The sequence below is a fragment of the Streptococcus tangpeifui genome (assembly GCF_044503215.1).
GTDB lineage: Bacteria > Bacillota > Bacilli > Lactobacillales > Streptococcaceae > Streptococcus > Streptococcus tangpeifui.
This window is the reverse complement of record NZ_CP172427.1, coordinates 1860995-1885272: the sequence shown is the minus strand read 5'-3', so window position 1 is coordinate 1885272 and position 24278 is coordinate 1860995. Positions and strand designations below refer to the sequence as shown.

At 41.2% G+C, this 24278-nt stretch carries 23 protein-coding genes and 1 CRISPR repeat array; all 23 genes read left to right on the top strand.

Features of this window, described 5'->3' with window-relative positions; all coding sequences use genetic code 11:
* Nucleotides 1-30 precede the first annotated feature (30 nt).
* The 23 genes from ACFSN5_RS08615 to cas10 all read left to right on the top strand — a co-directional run bounded on the left by ACFSN5_RS08615 (nt 31) and on the right by cas10 (nt 24278).
* On the top strand, nt 31-1659 hold the full coding sequence (locus ACFSN5_RS08615; protein WP_165211711.1) for a putative polysaccharide biosynthesis protein: 1629 nt from the start codon (nt 31-33) through the stop codon (nt 1657-1659).
* A gap of 987 nt (nt 1660-2646) precedes the next feature.
* Complete coding sequence (locus tag ACFSN5_RS08610) at nt 2647-3786, top strand: ATP-binding cassette domain-containing protein (RefSeq protein WP_241154260.1); 1140 nt, start codon at nt 2647-2649, stop codon at nt 3784-3786.
* A gap of 316 nt (nt 3787-4102) precedes the next feature.
* Nucleotides 4103-5197 carry a cystathionine gamma-synthase gene (locus ACFSN5_RS08605; protein ID WP_165329342.1) on the top strand — a complete coding sequence of 365 codons (1095 nt, stop codon included), beginning with the start codon at nt 4103-4105 and terminating at the stop codon, nt 5195-5197.
* A gap of 72 nt (nt 5198-5269) precedes the next feature.
* Nucleotides 5270-6424: a MalY/PatB family protein gene (locus tag ACFSN5_RS08600; protein WP_165211705.1), complete on the top strand. Its 1155-nt coding sequence runs from the start codon at nt 5270-5272 to the stop codon at nt 6422-6424.
* A gap of 123 nt (nt 6425-6547) precedes the next feature.
* On the top strand, nt 6548-7177 hold the full coding sequence (upp, locus tag ACFSN5_RS08595; protein WP_003048829.1) for a uracil phosphoribosyltransferase: 630 nt from the start codon (nt 6548-6550) through the stop codon (nt 7175-7177).
* A 182-nt stretch (nt 7178-7359) separates the two neighbouring features.
* Nucleotides 7360-7950, top strand: a complete 591-nt coding sequence (locus ACFSN5_RS08590) for an ATP-dependent Clp protease proteolytic subunit (RefSeq protein ID WP_165211702.1) — start codon at nt 7360-7362, stop codon at nt 7948-7950.
* A gap of 54 nt (nt 7951-8004) precedes the next feature.
* On the top strand, nt 8005-8457 hold the full coding sequence (locus ACFSN5_RS08585; RefSeq protein WP_165329343.1) for a YlbF family regulator: 453 nt from the start codon (nt 8005-8007) through the stop codon (nt 8455-8457).
* Nucleotides 8458-8459: 2 nt separating this feature from the next.
* Nucleotides 8460-8744, top strand: a complete 285-nt coding sequence (locus ACFSN5_RS08580; RefSeq protein WP_165211696.1) for a YlbG family protein — start codon at nt 8460-8462, stop codon at nt 8742-8744.
* 396 nt (nt 8745-9140) lie between these two features.
* Entirely contained in the window at nt 9141-10328 is a 1188-nt protein-coding gene (locus ACFSN5_RS08575) for an ABC transporter substrate-binding protein (RefSeq protein ID WP_165329344.1), read from the top strand.
* A gap of 51 nt (nt 10329-10379) precedes the next feature.
* On the top strand, nt 10380-11264 hold the full coding sequence (locus ACFSN5_RS08570) for a branched-chain amino acid ABC transporter permease (protein ID WP_165329345.1): 885 nt from the start codon (nt 10380-10382) through the stop codon (nt 11262-11264).
* A 3-nt stretch (nt 11265-11267) separates the two neighbouring features.
* Entirely contained in the window at nt 11268-12221 is a 954-nt protein-coding gene (locus ACFSN5_RS08565; RefSeq protein WP_004227852.1) for a branched-chain amino acid ABC transporter permease, read from the top strand.
* Nucleotides 12221-12985 (top strand): ABC transporter ATP-binding protein, encoded by a 765-nt coding sequence (locus tag ACFSN5_RS08560; RefSeq protein WP_165211687.1) that lies wholly within the window; start codon nt 12221-12223, stop codon nt 12983-12985. The genes ACFSN5_RS08565 and ACFSN5_RS08560 overlap by 1 nt, the downstream gene beginning before the upstream one ends.
* Entirely contained in the window at nt 12985-13695 is a 711-nt protein-coding gene (locus ACFSN5_RS08555; RefSeq protein WP_165211684.1) for an ABC transporter ATP-binding protein, read from the top strand. Before ACFSN5_RS08560 ends, ACFSN5_RS08555 begins: the two co-directional genes overlap by 1 nt.
* 296 nt (nt 13696-13991) lie before the next feature.
* Nucleotides 13992-14456 carry a hypothetical protein gene (locus ACFSN5_RS08550; RefSeq protein WP_165329346.1) on the top strand — a complete coding sequence of 155 codons (465 nt, stop codon included), beginning with the start codon at nt 13992-13994 and terminating at the stop codon, nt 14454-14456.
* A gap of 214 nt (nt 14457-14670) precedes the next feature.
* Nucleotides 14671-16131 (top strand): LCP family glycopolymer transferase CpsA, encoded by a 1461-nt coding sequence (locus ACFSN5_RS08545; protein ID WP_165211678.1) that lies wholly within the window; start codon nt 14671-14673, stop codon nt 16129-16131.
* Nucleotides 16132-16133: 2 nt separating this feature from the next.
* Nucleotides 16134-16862: a capsular polysaccharide biosynthesis protein Cps4B gene (cps4B, locus tag ACFSN5_RS08540; protein WP_165329347.1), complete on the top strand. Its 729-nt coding sequence runs from the start codon at nt 16134-16136 to the stop codon at nt 16860-16862.
* Nucleotides 16863-16874: 12 nt separating this feature from the next.
* Nucleotides 16875-17564, top strand: a complete 690-nt coding sequence (locus ACFSN5_RS08535) for a Wzz/FepE/Etk N-terminal domain-containing protein (protein ID WP_165329348.1) — start codon at nt 16875-16877, stop codon at nt 17562-17564.
* Nucleotides 17565-17572: 8 nt separating this feature from the next.
* Entirely contained in the window at nt 17573-18313 is a 741-nt protein-coding gene (locus tag ACFSN5_RS08530) for a tyrosine-protein kinase (RefSeq protein ID WP_165329349.1), read from the top strand.
* 208 nt (nt 18314-18521) lie between these two features.
* Nucleotides 18522-18737 carry a YozE family protein gene (locus ACFSN5_RS08525; protein ID WP_004226230.1) on the top strand — a complete coding sequence of 72 codons (216 nt, stop codon included), beginning with the start codon at nt 18522-18524 and terminating at the stop codon, nt 18735-18737.
* Nucleotides 18738-18890: 153 nt separating this feature from the next.
* Nucleotides 18891-19943 (top strand): CRISPR-associated endonuclease Cas1, encoded by a 1053-nt coding sequence (gene cas1 / locus ACFSN5_RS08520; protein WP_241154261.1) that lies wholly within the window; start codon nt 18891-18893, stop codon nt 19941-19943.
* Between the two features lie 2 nt (nt 19944-19945).
* On the top strand, nt 19946-20275 hold the full coding sequence (gene cas2 / locus ACFSN5_RS08515) for a CRISPR-associated endonuclease Cas2 (RefSeq protein ID WP_165329350.1): 330 nt from the start codon (nt 19946-19948) through the stop codon (nt 20273-20275).
* A gap of 98 nt (nt 20276-20373) precedes the next feature.
* A CRISPR array of direct repeats spans nt 20374-21122; the repeat unit is 36 nt; unit sequence GTTAGAAAACCCTATTCCTCGAGAGGGGACGGAAAC.
* 146 nt (nt 21123-21268) lie between these two features.
* Nucleotides 21269-22003 carry a CRISPR-associated endoribonuclease Cas6 gene (gene cas6 / locus ACFSN5_RS08510; protein ID WP_165329351.1) on the top strand — a complete coding sequence of 245 codons (735 nt, stop codon included), beginning with the start codon at nt 21269-21271 and terminating at the stop codon, nt 22001-22003.
* Nucleotides 21984-24278: a type III-A CRISPR-associated protein Cas10/Csm1 gene (cas10, locus tag ACFSN5_RS08505; RefSeq protein ID WP_165329352.1), complete on the top strand. Its 2295-nt coding sequence runs from the start codon at nt 21984-21986 to the stop codon at nt 24276-24278. The genes cas6 and cas10 overlap by 20 nt, the downstream gene beginning before the upstream one ends.

Genomic DNA, 24278 nt, shown 5'->3' with positions numbered 1-24278 from the left:
AGCTAATTTAATAAAGTGAAGAAAGAAGATATGGCAGAAAAACAGTTAACACAGAATGAGAAGATGGCCCGCGGGACCTTTTGGGCGACGACCGGAAATACTCTAAGTCGTCTCATGGGGGCCCTCTACATCATCCCTTGGTATGCCTGGATGGGGGAATATGGCAATCAAGCCAATGCCCTCTATGGAATGGGGTATAATATTTATGCTTATTTCCTGCTTTTGTCTACTACAGGAATTAATGTGGCTGTTGCCAAACAGATTGCCAAATATAATGCCATGGGCAAGGAAGACCATTCTATCCACCTGATTAGGAGTTTTCTCAAACTCATGGGGGTGGTCGGTCTAGTCTTCGCCGTTATCATGTATCTGGCTTCACCTCTTTTTGCTGTGATCTCAGGGACTGGTCCAGAATTGGAGCCGGTTATCCATAGTCTCTCGTTGGCTGTCTTAGTGTTTCCAGCCATGAGCGTTATTCGTGGGATTTTTCAGGGTTACAATGATTTCAAACCCTATGCCATGAGTCAGATTTTTGAACAATTAATCCGAGTTATCTGGATGCTTCTGACGGCCTATTTCATCATGCAGCTAGGCTCTGGCGATTACGTTAAGGCTGTCAGTCAGTCAACTCTAGCTGCCTTCATTGGAATGATTGCCAGTATGGCAGTTCTCATCTTTTACCTCAATAAAGCTGGTCTGATCAAGAAAATTTTTGCTAAACAAAGGGAGAAAATCAAAATTGATACCTTAGGGCTTCTTAAAGAGACCTTCAAGGAAGCCATTCCCTTTATCATCACAGGCTCTGCCATCCAGACCTTGCAGTTGATTGACCAAGGCACCTTCAACAACGTCCTTGCCCTCTTCACCAATTATAGCCAAACGGAACGTAATATTCTCTTTAGCTACATGTCTGCCAATCCAAGCAAGATTAATATGATTTTAATTTCGGTCGCCACCTCTATCGGAGGAGTTGGCATTCCTGTCATTACCGAATCTTTTACTAAAAAAAATTGGGAGGAACTGCGTAAAGTTGTGGTCAATAACCTGCAGATGCTCTGGCTTTTTATCCTACCAGCAGTTGTTGGTTCGGTTATTTTAGCCAAGCCAATCTATGTCGTCTTTTACGGCCTGCCAACTAAGACAGCCCATTACCTCTTTGTCTTTGTTATGGCCGAGACAGTTCTGTTGGCCCTCTATTCCCTCATGGCTCCCATGCTGCAGGCTCTCTTCCAAAATCGCAAGGCCATCCAGTATTTTCTCTGGGGAATTTTGGTCAAGGTGCTTTTCCAAATACCAATGATGTATGTCTTTGGCCCGTACGGCCCTTTAGTGGCGACAGCTCTGGCTCTTTGGATTCCTATCGTTTTGATGTATTTCAAGATACAAGAAGTGACCGGTTTTGACCATGCAGAAATTAGGCAGGACGCGCGAACCATTCTCTGGATGACCTTGATTATGGGTGCAGTTGTCGGCCTTGGTTATTTCGGCCTCAGTCAGGTCTACCCTGTCGTCAGTCGTGTCTCCAGCCTGGTTCACGTAGCCGTCTTAGGGGCTCTTGGCGTCTGTGTCTACGGCTACTTTGCCCTCCGTACCCGTCAGATTGACGGTCTCCTTGGTCGCCGTGCAGATGCCCTGCGTCAGAAATTCCATATTGGATAAAAAGTAGCGGCTAGAAGACTTTGTCAACAGTTAATACTAGCGTTGGAATATTTAATAATAGTTAGAAACTGTCAATGCTGGCTAAAGCAATGGCAGTTTTATTTTTTGAAGAGTCTGCCTCACATAGCATGGCTGTAATTACACTGTCATCAAGTTTCAAAGAGGAAACTAACGACTTTGAAACGCAAAATAGAAATATGAATATTAATATTGTTTGCTACCTTAGTTGATGTCAAAATAAACAGTTACACAGTTCCTTTAGAAATTGGTTCAAGTCATTTTGCGATAGAAATGCCACTAGGGCAAGTTTCAAGTTGATTTCTAATAAAAGCTGACAGCTCTGACGTAGACTTTTAAATTTTTTTATAAGTTTCCCACAAGGGATAATCCTTGCAGTTTCCAAACAAGTCTATCCCAAATTTATCAATAAATTAAGGGAGTAGAGCTAGACTGCTCCGTAGAAAACAGTTTCAACCAAGTCCTGCAAAAACATTGGAGGAATTCAAAAAATTAGAAAATGATAGTTAGCTATTTAAAACAGGTTATGTCAGAAATTGGAAGGTCTAGGTATATTTGGGCGATGGTCCTCCTAGTATCTTTTACTCTTGTGAACTGCTTGCAGCCGTATTTTCTATCTAGGATAATTGCTGACGGGTTGCATTATAATTATCTCCTACTTTTTATGGTTTCTCTTTTAATGCCAGCCGCTATAAATTTTATTAAAAATTATTTGGTTCAAGTCATTCGGAAATCCTCTAAAAAGATTCTATTGCTGTTTTTAGCGTTGCGAGGATACGACTACTACGATGATTATAAGTCGTCAACCTTGCAAAGTGTCATCTCAGAAATCTCATTTGTCTGCAGAAATTTAGTCCAGGAAACTTTACTTTCAATAGTATTGGGATCACTGTATTTTTTTATAGTTTCATAATCGGCTGTTACAATGCAAAAATAGGGGTAGCCTACTTGCTTGCCTGTGGTTTGTATATGGTTCTATCAGCACTGCTATCCCGAAAAAATAGCAGTGATATCGCCCTTGCCTTAGACGCGACAGTAGAAGTCAATAAATCCATTGATGATTACGTCAAAAATATTGACACGATTTATTCGTATAAGTCGTTCAAGCATGAATTGACTCTCTTTGATTCTAAATTAAGCGACGAAAAAAATACTTATTGGCGGATACAAAATCATATTAATAGCATTTACGCTGTCCAGCAGATACTCCTTATTATGGTGATTGGCTTTATATTTTATTTAGGCATTAGCATTACTAGCTTTAGCCCTAGCCGTCAGCAAAATTTGGAATTTATCCTCATTCTGGTGTATTCTATTTTGAATTTATCTAGTTTTGGCAATGATTTTTTAGGCGGAATTGAATTAAATAATCGCTTGAACGTTGCTCTTGAAAAAATAAATTTTGAAATCCCGCCAAAATCAGCAGCTGACAGGCAAACTTTTTATAAAAAATGTTATGAAAAGAGAGACTTAGTTCTAAAAGATATTTCCTACCATTACCATAAGTCAGGCAGAGAGATTCAATTAATCAATGACTTTAGTTGCCGTTTTAAGAGTGGCGTGTTGAACCTTTTGGAAGGAAGCAATGGTTCTGGAAAAACAACCTTGCTAAAACTGATAGCTTGCTTATTAATTCCGACTGGCGGAGAGATCTTTCAGCCGAAAGGAAGCGCCATTTTATATATTAATCAGAATTCCATGCTATTTAACAGAAGTCTGCTCGATAATATTATATATCCAGAAACTGATATAGCCTCACAGCAGCTTGAAAAAATATTTGCCCTAGCTAAGATTTTAAACATTGACAATCTACTGTCATCTAGTGAGGCTCTCAACAATGAGGTCACGGGCGAAATGGTAAAATCCTTTTCAGGTGGTGAAAAACAAAAGATCCTAATCATAAGGGCCTTGCTATCCAAGTGTAATATCATATTATTTGATGAAATTACAAGTGGCTTGGATACAGCATCGGTACAGGAATTTTATCGTCTCATCCAAAATGAAGCAGCTAATAAAATGATGATTTGTGTCACCCACAGAGAAGAGGAAAAATCTTATTTTAAAAATATAGTATCGCTCAAGTCATCGTCAAACTGGAAGGTAAAATGAATACAAAACTATAAACAGAAGAGTATTAGAGTTAGTGGATATCGTTTCATGGATATGGCCTATTAAAGTTTGGATGACCTAGAAAAGAGACTCACAGAAGGATTTGATTTTAATAGTCAGGAAATGTTCTGCTAGAGAAAGGTTGATAAAATAAATAGAGAAGTAAAAAGAGATTTGACTGGCCAATGCGATATCTCTGTTTAAGGGCCTTATAATTTTTTCTTATACCTGTTTATCATTAATAAATATGGAATTGGCACCCACTACAGCCATAAATCATGTTACAATAAAAAGCAAATGTTTAGGAGGCGATTTGATGACACATGATTATAGATTGGCGACCCTTTTGGCCCATGCTGGTATCAATTCTGACAAGGAAACAGGAGCTTTGGCAGCTCCTCTGCATTTTTCAACCACTTACCAGCATCCAGAATTTGGTCAGTCAACAGGATTTGACTATACTAGGACTAAAAACCCAACGAGGGTGACGCTGGAAAAAACTCTAGCAGCCATTGAAAAGGCAGATTATGCTATCGCAACCAGCTCTGGGATGAGTGCCGTTGTTCTGGCATTAGAAATTTTTCCAGTCGGCTCTAAGGTAGTGGCAGCTCGAGATCTCTACGGAGGTTCATTTCGCTGGTTTAATGACCAAGAAAAGCAAGGACGGTTTTCTTTCACCTATACTAATTCTCAAGCAGAGATGCTGGCAGCTATCTCTGATGAGACAGATATTGTCTATATTGAAACGCCAACGAACCCGCTCATGATTGAGTTCGATATTAAAACAGTAGCTGAACTGGCCCACCAAAAGGGAGCGGCGGTCATCGTTGACAACACCTTCTACAGTCCGATTTACCAAAATCCCATTGAACTGGGAGCTGATATCGTGCTCCACTCAGCCACTAAATATCTGGCTGGGCACAATGATGTCCTCGCAGGAGTGGTCATCACCAGTAATCAAGACTATTACGACAAGCTCTTCTATAATCTCAATACAACTGGTCCCAACCTGTCGCCCTTTGATAGCTACATGCTCATGCGGGGGCTCAAAACACTCAAGCTCAGGATGGAAGCCTCGACCCAGAATGCCCAAGCTGTTGCTGAATATTTACAGCAGTCGCCAGCAGTTAAAGAAGTTCTTTATACTGGCAAGGGCGGCATGATTTCCTTTAAGGTTAAAGATCAAACTAAGATTCCAGAAATTATCAATAGTTTGCAAGTCTTTACTTTTGCAGAAAGCCTAGGAGGAGTGGAAAGTCTCATTACCTACCCAACAACCCAGACCCATGCTGACATTCCTGCCGATATTCGAGCTTCCTATGGCTTGACTGATGATCTTTTGCGTCTCTCTATAGGTATTGAGGACAGTCAGGATTTGATTGCAGATCTTAAACAAGCTCTGGGAGCTTGAAGGTTAATAGAATGATAGTTGGTAAACCAAACTAGCCACTATAATATACGATTAGCTCTTGAGGAGAAGACAATGACACAATATGATTTTACTACCTTACCCGATCGTCTCAACAACCATTCTATGAAGTGGAAAGAAGTAGAGAACAATCGCAACCTCCTACCGCTCTGGGTGGCTGATATGGATTTTCTGGCCTTCCCTGAAATGAAGGCGGCCGTTCAGGCCTATGCTGACCGTGGGGTTTACGGTTACCCTTATTTTTCAGACCAAGTTCTGGAGTCTATTCAGACTTGGGAAAGGGAGCAGCATGGCTATAGATTTGATAAAGAGGCCCTGATTCTGATTGAAGGAGTCGTTCCAGCTATTTCGGTAGCAATTCAGGCTTTCACGAAAGAAGAAGACGCGGTCTTGATTAACACCCCAGTCTATCCCCCTTTTGCCCGTTCGGTCAAGCTCAATAACCGACAGTTGGTTGAAAATTCCTTGGTCGAAAGGCATGGCCATTTTGAGATTGATTTCGATCAATTGGAAAAAGATTTGGTGGAAAATCAGGTGAAGCTCTATATTTTCTGCAGTCCCCACAATCCTGGCGGTAGGGTTTGGAGTCCGGAAGAGCTTATTAAAGTAGCCGAACTCTGTCGCAAACACGGTGTCATTCTGGTCTCTGATGAGATTCATCAAGACCTAGCTCTCTTTGGGCACAAGCATCATTCCATCAATACACTGGGCGACTTTAAAGATTTCGCCTTGGTCCTCTCTAGTGCTACCAAGACTTTCAATGTTGCAGGGACTAAAAATAGTTTTGCTATCATTGAAAGTCCTGCCTTGAGAGCGGCCTTCAAAAAGCGTCAGTTGGCTAATAATCAGCATGAGGTACCAACGATTGGTCTAATGACGACTGAAACAGCCTTTCGATATGGCAAACCTTGGCTGACTGAACTCAAAAAAGTTCTGGAAGACAACATCAATCTGGTCTTTGAGACCTTGACGCAAAAGACCCAAATTAAGGTCATGAAGCCAGAAGGAACTTATCTAGTCTGGTTAGACTTCTCAGACTATCACCTATCTGATGAAGAGCTTCATCAAAAGATCAAAGAAGAAGGCAAGCTGATTCTTAATGTTGGTTCCACCTTCGGCAGAGAAGGCATAGGCCATGCTAGATTAAATGTGGCCACTCCTAAAGCCACTCTGCAGGAAGCCTTAAATCGTTTAGTTCAAGTCTTCTAAAAAGGGAATCTTTGTCTTTCGCAGCGGCTGGAATTTCTGAATTTTCCTGCTAAATGCTAGATGTTTTGATATAATAAAGAAAACAACTAGAAAGGTGGAAAGCTTCTAGGAAGCTGACACATTATGGGAAAATTTCAAGTTATTTCACATCCACTGATTCAACACAAATTATCAATTTTACGTCGTGAGGATACCTCAACTAAGGTTTTCCGTGAATTGGTTAATGAAATTGCTATGTTGATGGGGTATGAAGTCTCTCGGGATCTGCCGTTGGAAGATATTGACATTCAAACGCCAATCACCAAGACGACTCAAAAGCAATTAGCTGGTAAGAAATTAGCTATTGTCCCCATCTTGCGGGCTGGAATTGGCATGGTTGATGGTTTAGTCAGCTTGGTTCCGGCAGCTAAAGTTGGTCATATCGGGATGTATCGCGATGAGGAAACGCTTCAACCAGTTGAATATCTCGTTAAATTGCCAGAAGATATTGATCAAAGACAAATCTTCTTAGTTGACCCAATGTTGGCAACCGGAGGTTCGGCAATTCTGGCGGTAGACTCCTTAAAAAAACGTGGTGCAGCCAATATCAAATTTGTCTGCTTGGTAGCTGCTCCCGAAGGGGTTAAGGCTCTCCAAGAAGCTCATCCAGATATTGATATCTATACCGCAGCATTGGACGAAAAACTTAATGACAACGGCTATATCATTCCGGGTCTTGGTGATGCGGGTGACCGTCTCTTTGGAACCAAGTAGAGGTAATAGTGAAAAAGAGAAACAGTCTTTCGGATTGTTTCTCTTTTGATGTCTGTAAGTTTTTTATTTGACCTATTTTGACCAAACAGCTATAATAGTGACACGATGATAAGACGGGGAAAAATTCGCTTGCATAGCTGACTTGTCTTATCAAAATTTAAGTTAAGAAACGGAGAACCTTTATGATTCCAGTAGTTATTGAACAAACCAGCCGTGGAGAACGTTCCTACGATATTTATTCCCGCCTTTTAAAAGACCGTATTGTCATGCTGACAGGACCTGTCGAAGATAATATGGCCAATTCTATTATTGCTCAGTTGCTTTTCTTGGATGCCCAAGATAGCACCAAGGACATCTACCTCTATGTTAATACACCAGGGGGCTCTGTCTCAGCTGGTCTGGCTATTGTTGATACAATGAACTTTATCAAGTCAGATGTTCAAACCATTGTCATGGGGATGGCTGCTTCTATGGGAACGATTATCGCCTCTAGCGGTGCCAAAGGCAAACGTTTCATGCTGCCAAATGCAGAATACCTCATTCACCAACCAATGGGCGGCACTGGCGCTGGTACGCAGCAAACAGATATGGCTATTGCGGCAGAGCAGTTGCTAAAAACACGGAATAATTTAGAGCAAATTCTAGCTAATAATTCTGGCAAAACGGTTAAGCAAATCCATAAAGATGCTGAACGTGACTACTGGATGTCGGCTAAGGAAACTCTTGATTACGGCTTCATTGATGAAATTATGGAAAATAATGAATTGAAATAAAATGAAAAACTGGCAGTTCATCTGACCAGTTTTTTAATGTGCTATAATAGAAACATGTTAGAAATCAATGAAGAGTTACTGGCGATCGATGATGCCGTTGACCGTCTCGCTAAGCTTATTTTAGCCAGTCCACAGGCTAAAAATTATCAAATTGCTAAAGCTAATGTCTTAGCTGATCAAGAACTGCAGAGTCTATTAGCTCGATTTCAAGACTTACAGGAGAGTTACGAAGAGCAAAAAGGATTTGTCAAGTATCGGTCGGAAGTGGTTGACCTTCGCCGACAGGTCTTACAGCTCAAACGCCAGATAGATTTGACCCAGACCATGCAGGAGTTTCGGGCAGCAGAAGTAGCTCTGCAAGAGGTCTTGGCTGGCATCACTGAGCAATTAGCCCAGACCGTTTCATCTGATATTTTTGTTGATACAGGCCTTCCCTTGGCCCCTCACCATCATCAGCACGGCCATGGGCGGGGTCAGAATATTCGTGAGAAAGGAAAAGTACAATAGCCATGTTTGAAAAACAAGAGCGATTAGGGATTATTGTTTATCTCTATTATAATCGAGATGCCCGCAAGTTAAACCGTTATGGGGATATGATTTATCATTCACGGCGTTTTCGCTACGTTCATCTCTATCTGGATGCTGATAAGCTGGAGGAAACCTTAGAAATCTTGAAAAAATTAAAGTTTGTCAAGCGCGTGAGGCAATCACATTTTGATGAGATTGATCGTGATTTTGTTGGCAGTCTTTACCGAGAAGACAATAAGTCAGAATTGGAGCCAGAGCAGTCTTGAATTGCTTTGTAGCTTTAAAGGGGCTCTCTAAGGCTAAAAACATCGTCAATTTTTATGTGAGGCAAGTGTTAAGCTTAGCCTCTTTTTGTTGAGATTTTCTAATTAAAAGATAGGCGTCACAAAAGGAACTAATTAAGCCCCGTCTAAATTGTCTTTATTAGCAGCTTTTGAATAGGGATAAGCAAATGCTCTTGACAATTATCAGATAATTCTGTATTCTATGAAGTAGATTTTTGAGACCAGCCTGAACTAATTTTCAGCGTTCTCTTGTATCTTATACTAATTGAGCATGACTTGAGTTACAGGAAAGCCCCTTGACTTCCAAAACGCAGTTTGGTCCATGGGGCTTGTCTTGTACTTTTAGTCTCTGCATCTTATTTTAAGGAGAATAATCTGATGTACAAAAAGATTATCGCAACTGGTATGCTTCTGCTGGCTGCTGTAACATTAGTAGCTTGTGGTAAGTCCCCTGATGTTACCAGCAACGCTGCTGGGACAAAAATTGGTGACACCATTAAAATTGGCGTAGATATGGAATTAACGGGACCTGTATCTGCCTATGGCTCAGCCGAAAATCAGGGGATTAAGCTGGCTGTCAAGGAAATTAACAAGGCGGGCGGTGTCAATGGTAAAAAGCTGGAATTGGTGACCAAGGACAATAAGTCCGATAATGCTGAAGCTTCTACATCAGCAACAAACTTAGCTGTTCAAAGCCAAGTTAATGCCATTGTCGGTCCAGCTACATCTGGAGCGGTTTCAGCAGCTTCGCTGAATGCTCAAAAAACAGGAGTTCCTCTCCTTTCCCCTAGCGGAACGCAGGATGATTTGACTATTGATAATCTCAATGGAAAAACACAAACCAAGCAGTTTGTTTTCCGTACGACTTTTAGAGATAGTTTTCAAGGGCAAGTACTAGCTCAGTATGCATCGGAAAACCTACAGGCGAAAAAGGTTGTGCTGTTTTATGATAACTCCAGTGACTACGCCAAAGGAATCGCTGATGAGTTCAAGAAAACTTACAAGGGGGAAATTGTTTCCACTAAGACTTTTGCGGCGAAAGATACAGACTTCCAGTCAGCTCTGACAAGTATCAGGGACCTCGATTATGATGCTATTGTTATGCCGGGTTACTATACTGAAACGGGACTGATTACCAAACAGGCGCGTGATATGGGCATCAGTGCACCAATCCTTGGTCCCGATGGTTTCAGCGATAAGACTTTTGTGAGTTTGGCAGGTAAGAAGAATACGACGAATGTTTACTACGTGTCGGGCTACTCTACCAAGATTGCCTTGTCCGGAAAAGCTAATGATTTTATTAGCAACTTTAAAGAAACCTACGGTTCAGAACCCAATATGTTCTCGGCCCTTGCCTACGACTCGGTCTATATGATTGCAGCAGCAGCAAAAGGGGCAGATAATTCCATCGAATTGGCTTCTAATCTGGCAGCTTTGAAGAATTTTGAAGGGGTCACTGGCAAGATGACTATTGATAAATACCATAATCCGATTAAATCAGCTGTTATGGTGAAATTGGACAATGGTACAGAAAGCTCTGCCGAAGCTGTAACGGTTAAAAAATAGTCATACTTGTACAACTGCATTAATGGATAAAACTAGAAAGTTTGGTATTTTATGTTACTTGAACAACTCCCACAACAACTAGTTAATGGTATTATTCTGGGAAGTATCTATGCCCTGCTGGCCCTAGGTTATACCATGGTTTACGGGATTATTAAATTGATTAACTTTGCTCATGGAGATATCTTCATGATGGGGGCTTTTATCGGCTACTATGCCATCAATGGACTCCACATGAACTTCTGGCTGGCCCTTATCTTTACTATGGTATTGACGGCTTTGCTGGGGATGTTGATTGAATTCTTAGCCTACCGCCCTCTGCGCAATTCCACGCGAATTTCAGCCTTGATTACAGCCATCGGGGTATCTTTCCTATTGGAATATACGATGGTTTACTTTGTTGGTTCTAATCCTCGTTCATTTCCTGAATCTATTCAACAGCACAATTACGATTTAGGACCAGTGACAGTCACCAATATTCAGCTCCTAATCTTGGTTGTGGCCATTGTGTTGATGGTAGCTCTCCAAGTCATTGTTAAAAAAACCAAGATGGGGAAGGCCATGCGGGCTGTGTCGGTGGACAGTGATGCTGCTCAGCTGATGGGAATTAATGTAAATTCAACTATCAGCTTTACCTTTGCACTGGGGTCAGCTCTAGCTGGTGCAGCAGGTGTTCTGATTGGTTTGTACTATAATTCTATTGATCCTTTGATGGGGATGATTCCTGGGATCAAAGCCTTCGTCGCTGCTGTTTTGGGTGGTATCGGTATCATTCCGGGTGCTGCCTTGGGTGGTTTTGTTATCGGGATTTTGGAAACTTTGGCAAATACGGTCAACCTATCAACCTACCGCGATGCGATTGTCTATATTGTACTGATCATTATCCTTTTGGTTCGTCCAGCTGGAATCCTCGGTAAAAATGTGAAAGAGAAGGTGTAAGACATGAAACAGAATTTAAAATTAAATCTTATCTGGCTTGCGCTGATTGCTCTCATCTATGCTGTTCTGCAAATTTTAGCCAGCAGTGGTATTTTGAACCTCTACTATATCCAGATCCTAATGGGAATTGGTATCAGTATTTTGATGGGCTTGGGGACTAATCTAGTCTTAGGATTTTCAGGTCAATTAACTTTAGGACAGGCTGGGTTCATGGCTATTGGTGCTTATTCTTCAGCCATCATTACGACCTACTATCCAACCTATGCTGCCTTCTACTGGTCTATCCTAGTGGGCGCTGTTATTGCAGCTGTCGTCGCTATTGTTTTCGGTTTGCCGACCCTACGTTTAAAAGGGGATTATCTCGCCATTGCTACCTTAGGTATGGCGGAAATTATCCGTATTTTAATCATTAACGGCGGAACGTTGACAAATGGAGCCGCTGGGCTAACAGGAATTTTGCCTTATACAACTTGGCAAGTCATCTTTCTTTTTGTAGCAGTCATTACCATTCTTGTATTAAACCTTTTGCGCTCATCAATGGGACGTCAGATTATCACCTTGCGTGAGGATGAGATCGCAGCCGAAGCTATGGGTGTTAATGTTACCAACAGAAAAGTGCTAATCTTTGCAATCGGTGCGGTTATCTCAGCTATTGCCGGTTCCCTCTACGTCAGCTATATTGGGACCATCGTCCCTAAAGATTTCCAATTGATGAAATCCATTGATTATCTCATCGTGGCCGTTCTCGGCGGTCTGGGTTCTATCACAGGGACGATCATCGCAGGGATTGTTTTGGGAATCTTGAACATGTTCCTACAAAATGTATCGGAGCTTCGGATGATCATCTACTCTATCGCCCTTATTTTGGTAATGATTTTCCGTCCGAGCGGTCTTTTAGGAACTAAAGAATTCACTCTGTCACGTTTCTTTAAAAAGAATAAGGAGGGCAACCACTGATGGCACTTCTTGATGTAAAAAATTTGACCAAAAATTTCGGCGGACTGACTGCGGTTGGTGATGTTTCCCTCGAGCTCAATGAAGGTGAGTTAGTTGGTCTTATCGGTCCTAACGGTGCCGGTAAAACAACTCTCTTTAATCTTTTGACGGGTGTTTATGTTCCCAGCGAAGGTACGGTAACACTTGATGGTACCCTCATCAATGGTAAGGCCCCGCACAAAATTGCCTCACTAGGCTTGTCACGAACCTTCCAAAATATCCGTCTCTTTAAGGATATGACTGTTTTGGAAAATGTTTTAATTGGATTTGCCAATCGTCACAACGCTCATATTTTGGCATCCATTTTCCGCCTGCCTAAGTATTATCAAAGTGAAAAGGAACTCAAGCAAAAAGCAATGGATCTGTTAGCAATCTTTGATTTGGCTAACGATGCCAATACTTTAGCTAAAAATCTTCCTTATGGGCAACAACGGCGTTTGGAAATAGTGCGTGCTCTGGCTACAGAACCTAAAATTCTCTTTTTAGACGAACCCGCTGCCGGTATGAATCCGCAGGAAACGGCAGAGTTGACCGCCTTAATTCGTAAGATTAAGGAAGAATTTGGAATCACAATCATTCTAATCGAGCACGATATGAATTTAGTGATGGATGTAACCGAACGTATCTATGTGCTGGAATATGGCCGTCTTATCGCTCATGGCACACCGGATGAAATCAAGGCCAACAAACGCGTTATTGAAGCCTATCTTGGAGGTGAAGCCTAGTGTCTATGTTAAAAATTGAAAACCTCTCAGTCAGTTACGGTGCCATTGAAGCTGTAAAAGACGTCAGCTTTGAAGTCAACGAGGGGGAAGTAGTATCCCTCATTGGTGCTAATGGTGCCGGTAAAACGTCTATCCTTCGAACGATTTCGGGTCTTGTTCGTCCCAGTCAAGGAACCATTTCCTACATGGGTAATGAGATCCAAAAGGTAGCTGCGCGTAAGATCGTAGCAGACGGGTTAGCTCAGGTTCCTGAAGGCCGTCATGTTTTTCCGGGACTGACCGTTTTAGAAAACTTGGAAATGGGAGCTTTCCTCAAGAATGATAAGGATAAAAATCAGGCTAATCTAAAGAAAATCTTCGATCGCTTTCCGCGTTTGGAAGAACGTAAAAATCAGGATGCAGCCACTCTTTCTGGTGGTGAACAGCAGATGTTGGCCATGGGGCGCGCTCTTATGAGCCAGCCCAAGCTCTTATTATTAGATGAACCTTCTATGGGACTGGCCCCAATCTTTATCCAAGAAATCTTTGATATCATTCAGGATATTCAAAAGCAAGGGACAACGGTTCTTCTGATTGAGCAGAATGCCAATAAGGCGCTCTCCATTGCTGATCGCGGTTATGTCCTTGAAACTGGAAAAATTGTTCTTTCCGGCACAGGTCAAGAATTGCTGGCATCTGATGAAGTCCGCAAGGCCTACTTGGGCGGTTAGGTAATTTCTCTAAATATCATAAAAATGGCTAGAAATATTTTCTAGTCACTTTTTGTATCACCAAGTCTGTACTAACTTGAATAATTGCCAAAATAAGCTATAATGAAAATTAAGTCAGCTTTAAAGGCAGGTCAATCCGCTTTGAATAAGGCTTGCTTGATTGCTCAGATGAGATATTGCTGAGCAGGAAGAATTATTTCTAAGGGGGAGATGGCTGGTTTAGTTGCTTTAGAAGGGTTTGAGCGAATGAACTGGCGAGGATTTTCCAAATTTAAATCAAAAAGAGAGAGGGACTTATGAAGTTCAAAAAAAGTGAAAGACTGTATTTACTGATAAGCATTATCTTACTTATCTTAATTTTGGCAATGTATATGCTGGCTAAGCGCTCCAATACGGCCAAGACTGGCAATGTTGAAGTCGCCCCAACGCATATTTCAACCAGCTCTTCATCCGATAAAGGGGATGATTCTGTCGAATCTGATTTGGAGCATTTAGAAAATAACCCAAGCCAAGATAAGATTGAAGATATTCAAGATGAAATTGATCACGTCAGCAATAAGAGCCAGAAAGCTGCCTATCAGGAACGTCTGAATATTGTTAAAGCTAATCTTGCTGTCGATGAAGCAGACACCAATCGGACAGCCGACAGCATCCAAGAGGCGCAGGCTGCTATTGATGAACTATCCACTCAATCTAAAAAGGATGAGCTCCAAGCTCGTCTGGATACGATTAATCAAGCGAGCCAAACCGCCGGCCTTTAATTTTTATTAAATGATTTCAGTTAAAAATAAAATTTTATCCATCTCTGTTTCGGTTTTTTTAGGGGAGAAGGCCTGATTTTACAGGCTTTTTCTAACTTTTAATATCTTTAAAATTATGACAGACATATTAAAAATGAATTAAAATTCCTTGGAACTGAGATGAAATTTCGGTATAATAAGTCCATAAATAAATGATACTGGAGAAGCAAAATTAATGGCAAGACATAATCGCTCAAAGGCAAAAAGTTTTAGTACGCATTATTTCGTAAATATTTTATTATTTATACTTTATACGGCGGTCACTGGTATGACTCTCTTTACCATGTATACCTATCATTTTTTGGCCTTCCGTTATTTGAATGTCATCTTGACCCTGGTTTTAGGTCTTGTTTTTCTTTTGTCTGCTTTTCTGACCGTCAAGGGAAGAGCTAAACTTGTCAATAGCTTCTTGCTTGTAATTTTTACGGTCCTATCGACCATAACCTTTCTCGGGTTTAATAAAGTGGTTAATTTAGCCGGAGGCCTCAATAACTCAACTAAGTATTCAGAGGTTGAAATGAGTGTTGTTGTCCCTAAGGACAGCTCGATTAAAAGTGTTAAAGAACTTGACGCTGTGGAAGCACCAACTCAGAGTGATGGTACGAATATTGATGAATTCATCAAGCAGATTAAGGTAGACCAGTCTAAGAATTTATCCGTCAATCATGTTGACTCCTATGCCCAAGCCTACAGCGACTTGATGGCAGGTTCAACCCAAGCTATCGTACTCAACAGTGCCTACTCAAGCCTGATTGAAAGCCAAGATAAGGACTTTAATAAAAAAGTTAAAAAAATCTACACCTATAAAATTCAAACCGCTAATAAAACGAGCTCAAAGAAAAAGGTTGATACCAACGCCTTTAATATCTATATTTCAGGTATTGATACTTATGGTCCCATCAACTCTGTTTCCCGTTCAGACGTTAATATTATTGCGACCATCAACCTCAAGACTCACAAGGTACTCTTGACAACGACTCCACGCGATGCCTATGTACCAATTCCTGATGGCGGCAATAACCAAAAGGATAAATTGACCCATGCTGGTATCTATGGTGTTGAAACCTCGATGAAGACCTTAGAGAATCTCTACAATATTGATATTGATTACTATGCGCGCCTCAACTTCACTTCTTTCCTCAAGTTAGTTGACCTGCTGGGTGGGATTGATGTTTATAATGACCAAGCCTTCACGGCCCATACCAACAAGGATTATACTTTTGAAGTCGGCAATGTTCATCTCGATTCACAAGGGGCTCTGGCCTTTGTCCGTGAGCGTTACAGTCTGGAAAATGGTGACAATGACCGCGGTAAGAACCAAGAGAAGGTTATCACTGCTATCATCAACAAGTTAGCATCTGCGAAGTCTGTCTCTAAGATTTCTTCGATTGCTAATAATTTGCAAGATTCTATCCAAACCAACATGCCTCTGAATGATATCATGACGATTGCCAATACCCAATTGGCCTCTGGTGCTTCCTTTAAGGTCAGCTCTCAGTCTGTTACAGGAACTGGTTCGACAGGCGAATTGCCATCTTATGCTATGCCAGGTGCTTCACTCTACATGATGCAGTTAGATGATGCGAGTGTCAGTGCTGCCGGTGATCAGATTAAAGATGTCTTAGGAGGGAAATAGACTTGATTGATATCCATTCGCACATCGTTTTTGATGTGGATGATGGGCCTAAGACGCTCCAGGAAAGTCTAGCACTGATTGCTGAGAGTTACCGACAAGGGGTGCGTACGATAGTGTCAACTTCCCATCGGCGCAAAGACATGTTTGAAACGCCTGAAGATAAAATCTATGCTAATTTTTTGCAAGTTAAAGAGGCAGCGGAAGAAAAATTCCTTGATTTAACTATCCTATACGGGGGAGAGCTCTTCTATACTGAGAATCTCCGACAAAAGCTGGAAGAGGGCACAGTTCCAACTATGGCTGGAACAAGCTACGCCTTGATTGAATTTAGTATGCTTACCCCTTGGAGAGATATTCATCAAGCCTTGACTAAGGTCTTGATGCTGGGGATTACCCCCATTGTTGCCCACATTGAGCGCTATAATGCCTTAGAAGGAAAACCTGAGCGAGTTCAGGAAATTATCAATATGGGCTGTTATACTCAAGTCAACAGCAACCACGTCCTCAAGCCAAAACTTTTTGGAGACAAGGAAAAACGCTTTAAGGTGAGAGGCCGTTACTTTTTAGAGCAGGACCTTGTCCACTGCATCGCCAGCGACATGCATAATCTGGATAAGCGCCCTCCTTATATGGAGCAGGCCTACCAGCTTGTTGCCAAGGTTTATGGCGAAGCCAAAGCTCAAGAGCTATTTAAAGAAAACATTCACGTTCTACTCAAGAATGAAAACTAATAAGGAGAGACTATGACTTCAGCAGAAAATGCATCGTTTGAGATTGATGTATTCGCCCTACTTAAGAAATTATGGAACCGGAAATTTTTAATTATTTTCGTAGCCCTCTTATTCGGCTTTGTAACCTTGTTTGTCAGTGTATTCATTATTCCAAAGACTTATACAGCTGGAACTCGGATTTATGTCGTCAATAACAGCACGAGTGACTCGATCAATTATCAGGATATTCAGGCAGGGACGGACTTGGTTAATGACTACAAAGAAATCATCCAGTCGCAAGATGTCCTTGATGATGTTGTCAAAAAGGAAAAATTAGATATCAGTTCGGATGAACTGGCTAAAAAAGTTAGTGTTCAGGTACCTACTGACACTCGCCTCATTACCATTGCTGTCCAAGATAGAAGTCCTCAGGAAGCTAGTCGGTTGGCTAATGCTGTCCGCGAAGTTGCTATTCAAAAAATTAAGGATGTCACCAGAGTTGATGATGTAACAACAGCTGAAACGGCTAAGGTTCCAACCTCACCAACCTCACCGCGTATCAAGAAGAATCTGGTTCTTGGCACAGCAGCAGGAGGTTTCATTGCAGTTGTGACTTTGATAATCTTTGAAGCCCTTGACGACCGTATCAAAACGAGTGAAGATATTGAAAAAGCTCTTGGTCGGACCTTACTCGGGGTTGTTCCAGATATTAATAGCCTATAGGAGGAATTATGGGTTACTTAGAATTATCCAGTAAACAAGAAAAAACAATTGATAAAGCTGAAGAATATTACAATTCTATTCGTGCCAATATCCAGTTTAGCGGAAGTGACATTAAGGTCATTGCCTTGACCTCTGTCCAACCCAAGGAAGGGAAATCGACAACCACAATGAGCTTGGCTGTGTCTTTTGCCCGTGCTGGCTATCGAACACTTCTGATTGATGCGGATACTCGAAATTCTGTCATGATGGGGAGCTTCAAACCGGACGGTCCAGTCAAGGGCCTGACAGACTTCCTCTCAGGCAATGCAGATTTGCAAACGACTATCAGCCGGACCAATATTCCTAGTTTAACCATGATTCCTGCTGGGCAGGTGCCGCCTAATCCAACGGCCCTCTTTCAAAGCGATAATTTCAAACGTATGATTGAAGCCGTTAGAGAGCATTATGATTATGTTTTGCTTGATACACCGCCGATTGGCAAGGTTGTCGACGCTGCTATCATTGCCCAAGACTGCGATGCTTCTGTCCTTATTACTGAAGCGGGCGTTATTCGCAGCCGCTTTGTGAAAAAGGCTATTGAGCAAATGGAAAAGAGCGGGGCCCAATTCCTCGGTGTTATCCTCAATAAGGTGGATGAAAAATCAGAAAACTACGGCAACTATGGCAGTTATGGTAGCTATGGGGATTACGGTAAGCGAACTGCCGCAACCCGCACCAATCATGCTAGTCACACTCGCCGGGCCAAATAAAATTAAGGGAAGCCGTAAGGTTTCTTTTTAAAAACGAATCATCAATTGGTAGGAGTCAAGCTGGTTTTCTGGCTGGGCTTTTTCTTGTGTTATAATAGAAAAAACGCAAGTAAAGAGCCGATCTACCTAGCTGAGAGCAAGGATCAGAAGTTTTAGTAAGAAAAATCCCAAGTGCAATCCAGCACCATTTTTTGGAGGAACATAAGCAATGAGAAAATCTTTTTATACCTGGCTGATGACCCAGCGCAATCCCAAGTCTCAGGAACCAGCAGCCTTGCTGGCAGATCTGGCCTTTAACGACAGCACCTTTCCCAAGCATACCGATAATTTTGAAGAAGTCAGCCGCTACTTAGAGGACTACGCCAGCTTTAGTTTTAACCTAGGCGATTTTGATAAGATTTGGGAAGACTATTTGGCCCACTAGGCGTTACTATAAAGGAGAAAGTGAAGACAAACCTATTTGTGACCTCTACTTAACCAGTATTTAGAAGCGTCTTTTCTTGTCATTAAATGTGACGTATACTTACGAACAACTATTAAATTTATAGTTGTTTTTTTATTGACAAAGATAATAGATGTGATAGAATATTCTCCTTTGCCAAAAATAATACCTGGGGGTAATGAAACAATGAGTGATATTTATATTCAAGATTCGGCTTTAAAATTGTCCTTATGTGAAGGCAGAATGATTGTCAGAAACGATAGCAGGGAGATTGTAGAAGAAATTGGACTGGACGAAATTGAAAATGTCTTAATATTTGGCCAATCGCAGTTAACCACCCAATTATTAAAAAAGCTATCATTAAAGAAAATCAATACGCATTTTTTTACTGATAATGGTAGATACATCGCAACAGTAGACTCTGGGCGGGAAGAAAATTTTACCAAGCAGGAACAGCAAGCAAAGGCTCATTTTAATATTCCTTTTAGGACAAATATGGCTAGGAGGATGCTATCTTCAAAGGTCCAAAACCAAATGAATCTACTGAAGGCATTTGATCAGGAGAACCTGCTTGATGAAGAGGATTATCAGCGATTTTCAAGAGCTTTAAAGCAGATTTCACTAGCTGAAAGTATCCACGAAATGATGGGTTATGAAGGTAAGTGTGCCAAGTCTTATTTCTACTTTTTAGGACTACTAGTTCCAGAGCCCTTTGCCTTTTCGGGTCGGACACGGCGTCCGGCCATGGACTGTTTTAACAGCTTGCTTAATTTTGGCTATAGCATTCTTTATAGTTTTATGATTGGCATGGTACGCAAGGCTGGCTTGAGTCAAGGATTTGCAATGATTCATGAGAATTATGGACACCATGCTTCCTTAGCAAGCGATTTAATGGAAGAATGGCGTCCAGTTATCGTAGATGACTTGGTGATGACCATGCTAGGCAATGGCAGTATTGGACAAGATAGCTTTGCAAAGACGGAAGAAGGACTGTTTTTGACAAGAGAAGCGCAAAGACTTTTTCTGACGGCGTTATCGTCTCGAATGCTGGAAATTCATTCTTATATTGAGGGTGATAAGAAGAGATATTCTTTTATCTATATGGTCGAAATGCAGATCGACTCGCTAATTCGAGCGTTTGCAGAGGAAGATCCTTCTGTTTATTTGGTCAGTTTTACAGGAGAATAGGAATGGGGTTATTTTTCAATTTAAGTGATGATGAGAGAGAATTTGCCCAACCAAAGGTTGTGTACTGTCTTGTCATTTATGATATTGTCAGCAGTAAAAGGAGGCTTAAATTATCACATTTACTTGAATCCTTTGGCACCAGAGTGCAAAAATCTTGTTTCGAGATTAAAATTAGCAAGGCTTCCTACACTAAACTTTTAACGCTATTAGACGATTATTACCAAGAGAGAGAAGGGGATCGTATAAGGGTTTATAAGGTAAGGGAAAACGAAAGGATCCTTTTTGACACCGATCATCATGCGAACGAAAGGGCGAGACAAATTTTTCTATAATTGAGTTCTGGTATAAAAAATGATAGACTGATAAAAAGGGCTAAGCTATATCTAACTAGATATAGTAGCACTAGGGCTTCATGTCCACAAAATGTGCTGTTAGAAAACCCTATTCCTCGAGAGGGGACGGAAACCAAATCATCTTGTATCTTAAAACTGTACTCGGCGCGTTAGAAAACCCTATTCCTCGAGAGGGGACGGAAACTATTGTTATCAAAAAGTATTGATTGTGTTTTTACCGTTAGAAAACCCTATTCCTCGAGAGGGGACGGAAACTTATATGGGACTTCTTTTAATGGTTCTGGATTTGTTAGAAACCCCTATTCCTCGAGAGGGGGCGAAAACAACCCGGTGTTCTATCATTAAACTATAGGAGCAGAGTTGTTAGGCACCCCTACTCCTCGGGAGGGGACGGAAACCTAATAAAATAAATCCAAGACCCCCAACAACTGCGTTAGGAACCTTATTCCTCGAGAGGGGACGAAAACAAAACTAATTACCTCTTTAGTTGTAAAACCCATTTTGTTAGAAACCCCTGTTCCTCGAGAGGGGACGAAAACTCGGTCATTCAGTGTTCACTCGAAGTCGTCTTCTGTTAGAAACCCCTAATCCTCGAGAGGGGACGGAAACTTAAACTCAACACTGTTAATGACACCTTTAAAACGTTAGAAAACCCTTAATCCTCGCGAGGAGACGGAAACGCTGGCTGTAAAAGCTGTTGAGTTGAGATAATCCGCGTTAGAAAACTCTATACCTCGGGAGGGGACGAAAACTCAGCAGTTTTAACAACTTCTAATTCAATTACTTCTCGGTTAGACAACCCTAATCCTCGCTAGGGGACAAAATTGTTTACATTTATTCCAAAAAATATGTATAAGTGCTTGAAATTCACTGGGAAATGTTGTAAAATGCAGGTAATTAAATAAGAAAAAGGGCGCCTCTTCTTTGGTGAAAAATACTTTTCATGCAGAAGGGCGCTTTTTAGGTACGAAAATGAAACAAATAGCAATATATTTTAAGAAAACAAAATTAACGGCTAATGAGTTAGCTCTCAAGTTTCAGGGCTTTCTCCTCAGCCATCTGCCACAGGAAGATGCAGCCTTCCTTCATCAGCAGGAAACGAATCCCTATTCATCATTAGTGCTTTCGAGAAATGAGCATCAAATTTGGTACATTAATCTTTTGACAGATGAGATGTGTGAAGCCTTGAAAAACTTTTTAACAAGCTTGGATAACATTCAGTTAGACTCTTATGAGCATTTGATTATGGTTGAAAAGGTAGAAATAAAATCATTATTGTCCGAGCAGCTCATTCATTTGTTCAACGAGGATTGTGATCAACCCACCTTTTCCATTAGATTTATAACGCCGACGAGTTTTAAATCAAAGGGAGAGTACAGTATTTTTCCTACAGTACGCTTTATTTTTCAAAGTCTGATGCAGAAGTATAGCCGACTTTATCCCGATTTGAATACTTTTGATGAGTCCTTACTGGATTATCTGGCAGAGCATGCTAAGATTACCAGTTATCAGCTGCAGACACATTATTACTCTGTCCATAAGAGCAAAATACCGGCCTTTCAAGGAAGGATAACAATAAAGCTTTATGGTGCTTCGACCTTGAAAGCCTTTGTCAAAATGCTCCTGACTTTTGGCGAATTCTCGGGTGTCGGCGTTAAAACCAGCATGGGAATGGGAGGTGTTCGTATTGAAGAAAGAAAAAATTGATTTATTTTATGGCGGTTTACTCCACGATATTGGTAAAGTGGTACAGAGAGCGACAGGTGAGCATCGAAAGCACGCGATTGTTGGTGCTGACTGGTTTGAGCGTTTTTCCGATAACAAAGCGATTTCCCAGCAAATCCGTTATCACATGGCCAACTATCAGTCAGACTTAGAGCCTGACAATCTCGCCTATATTACCTATATAGCAGATAATATTGCATCTGGCATTGACAGACGAGAGAGCCAAGAGGAGGCAGATGGGCAAATTGCGCAAACAATCTGGGATACTTACACCAATCAAGCGGATATTTTTAATACTTTTGGGCAAACAAGAACAGAGCGCTATTTCCAGCCTAAAGAGCTCAATGTCAAAGATAGGCCGAACATGCCAAGACCGGAAAATAGTAAATTTTCAAAGGGAGCTTATGCAGGGATTTTAAATCGCATTGAATCAACCATTCAGGTCATGTCTTTTGATGAAGATTATATTGATTCTGCTTTAAACCTGATGGAAGCTACTTTGTCTTTTGTACCTGCTTCGACTAATACAAAAGAATTGGCAGATATTTCACTCTATGAGCACAGCAAATTAACAGCTGGTTTTGGGGCGGCAATTTATGATTATCTGGGTGCGTCAGGACGCAGTAATTTTAAGCAGGACTTGTTCCTACAGAGCAAGGAGTTTTATCAAGAGAAGGCCTTTTTACTCGTAAGTTTTGACTTATCTGGAATTCAGAATTTCATTTATAATATTGCGACTAAGGGCGCTTTGAAGCAGTTAAAAGCACGCAGTCTTTATCTTGATTTTATGAGTGAGCATATCGTTGACAGCTTGCTGACGGAACTAGAGTTAACACGGGCCAATCTCATGTATGTGGGCGGCGGCCATGCCTACTTTGTTTTGCCAAATACAGACAAGACGAAAGCAATCGTGGCAAATTTTGAAAAATCTTTTAACCAATTTTTAACAGGGCATTTTCAAACAAGGCTCTATGTGGCCTTTGGCTGGAGCGAATTTGCGGCGGCAGACATTATGAGCGGCAGTCATTCAGCCCAGTCTTATCGTGCCATTTATCAAAGCGCCAGCCGTCAAATTTCCGATAAAAAATTGTCACGTTATGATTGGCAAACCTTATTAGTTTTAAATAGAGGCGGGAAAAAAGAAGGCAGAGAATGTGCGATTTGTCATGCTGTGGGCAATCTGAGAGAAGCAAATGATCAATTCTTGTGTCCCGTTTGTGATGAACTCCGCCAATTTGCTAAAAACATCGGTCAAACTCATTTTGTCATTTCAGCCAATCCAGTTGGCCTTCCCATCGGACCGAATGCCTACTTGACCGCTGCTGATGAAGAAAAAGTGAAGTCTGGCAGTGAGGGTAAAGTATATAGCAAAAACGATTTTCAGACAGGTCAAGTTTTGGCAACTCATGTTTTTGTTGGAGATTATGCTTTTGCGGACATCAGTGACTATGCCTTTCTATCTTCACAATATGAATTGTCCAATGAAGAGCAAGCAGGGATCAAACGTTTAGCAGTTGTCCGCTTGGATGTTGACAATCTGGGTGCTGGCTTTATGGCCGGTTTCTCCTACCAAGATCATGGGAAATTCAATACTTTCTCACGGACAGCGACCTTTTCACGGAGTATGACCCAATTCTTCAAAGTTTATATCAACCAGTTTGCTCAGGATAAAAAACTTTCTATCATCTATGCTGGTGGTGATGATGTCTTTGCGATTGGAACTTGGCAAGACATTATTGATTTCACCATTGAGCTGAGGCAGCAATTCATCCAATGGACCAATGGCAAATTAACCTTATCAGCTGGTCTTGGTTTGTTTACTGATAAAACGCCTGTAAGCCTGATGGCTAGAGTTAGTGGGGACTTAGAAGAAGCTGCCAAAGATAATCCAAATCACGATAAGGACAGTATAGCCTTGTTTGATTCGCACTTTGTTTTTCAGTTTGATCAGTTTATCAATGATATCTATGAAAGTAAATTAGCTTTTATTCGCAAATTCTTTAATCAACAAGATGAAAGGGGCCATGGCTTTGTCTACCGCCTCTTAGAATTGGTAAAAAGTCAAGAAAAAATGGATATTGCCCGACTGGCTTATTATCTTTCTCGTATGGAAGATGCTACGAAAAAGGAGAATAAAGAAGCCTTTAAACAATTTAAAGCGCAATTCTTCGAGTGGGCTACTGGCAGTAAACAGGTTAAGAAAGAAGCGGAATTAGCACTAACACTTTATATCTACGAAACAAGAAAGGAAAAATAG

Coding starts and splice junctions, on each gene's coding strand:
- ACFSN5_RS08590 (WP_165211702.1), top strand. CDS start 7,360: ATGATTCCAGTAGTTATTGAACAAACCAGCCGTGGAGAACGTTCCTAC.
- ACFSN5_RS08605 (WP_165329342.1), top strand. CDS start 4,103: ATGACACATGATTATAGATTGGCGACCCTTTTGGCCCATGCTGGTATC.
- cas6 (WP_165329351.1), top strand. CDS start 21,269: ATGAAACAAATAGCAATATATTTTAAGAAAACAAAATTAACGGCTAAT.
- upp (WP_003048829.1), top strand. CDS start 6,548: ATGGGAAAATTTCAAGTTATTTCACATCCACTGATTCAACACAAATTA.
- ACFSN5_RS08525 (WP_004226230.1), top strand. CDS start 18,522: ATGAGAAAATCTTTTTATACCTGGCTGATGACCCAGCGCAATCCCAAG.
- ACFSN5_RS08580 (WP_165211696.1), top strand. CDS start 8,460: ATGTTTGAAAAACAAGAGCGATTAGGGATTATTGTTTATCTCTATTAT.
- ACFSN5_RS08530 (WP_165329349.1), top strand. CDS start 17,573: ATGGGTTACTTAGAATTATCCAGTAAACAAGAAAAAACAATTGATAAA.
- cas2 (WP_165329350.1), top strand. CDS start 19,946: ATGGGGTTATTTTTCAATTTAAGTGATGATGAGAGAGAATTTGCCCAA.
- ACFSN5_RS08570 (WP_165329345.1), top strand. CDS start 10,380: ATGTTACTTGAACAACTCCCACAACAACTAGTTAATGGTATTATTCTG.
- ACFSN5_RS08610 (WP_241154260.1), top strand. CDS start 2,647: ATGGTTCTATCAGCACTGCTATCCCGAAAAAATAGCAGTGATATCGCC.
- ACFSN5_RS08575 (WP_165329344.1), top strand. CDS start 9,141: ATGTACAAAAAGATTATCGCAACTGGTATGCTTCTGCTGGCTGCTGTA.
- ACFSN5_RS08565 (WP_004227852.1), top strand. CDS start 11,268: ATGAAACAGAATTTAAAATTAAATCTTATCTGGCTTGCGCTGATTGCT.
- ACFSN5_RS08550 (WP_165329346.1), top strand. CDS start 13,992: ATGAAGTTCAAAAAAAGTGAAAGACTGTATTTACTGATAAGCATTATC.
- ACFSN5_RS08585 (WP_165329343.1), top strand. CDS start 8,005: ATGTTAGAAATCAATGAAGAGTTACTGGCGATCGATGATGCCGTTGAC.
- ACFSN5_RS08535 (WP_165329348.1), top strand. CDS start 16,875: ATGACTTCAGCAGAAAATGCATCGTTTGAGATTGATGTATTCGCCCTA.
- ACFSN5_RS08600 (WP_165211705.1), top strand. CDS start 5,270: ATGACACAATATGATTTTACTACCTTACCCGATCGTCTCAACAACCAT.
- ACFSN5_RS08545 (WP_165211678.1), top strand. CDS start 14,671: ATGGCAAGACATAATCGCTCAAAGGCAAAAAGTTTTAGTACGCATTAT.
- ACFSN5_RS08615 (WP_165211711.1), top strand. CDS start 31: ATGGCAGAAAAACAGTTAACACAGAATGAGAAGATGGCCCGCGGGACC.
- ACFSN5_RS08560 (WP_165211687.1), top strand. CDS start 12,221: ATGGCACTTCTTGATGTAAAAAATTTGACCAAAAATTTCGGCGGACTG.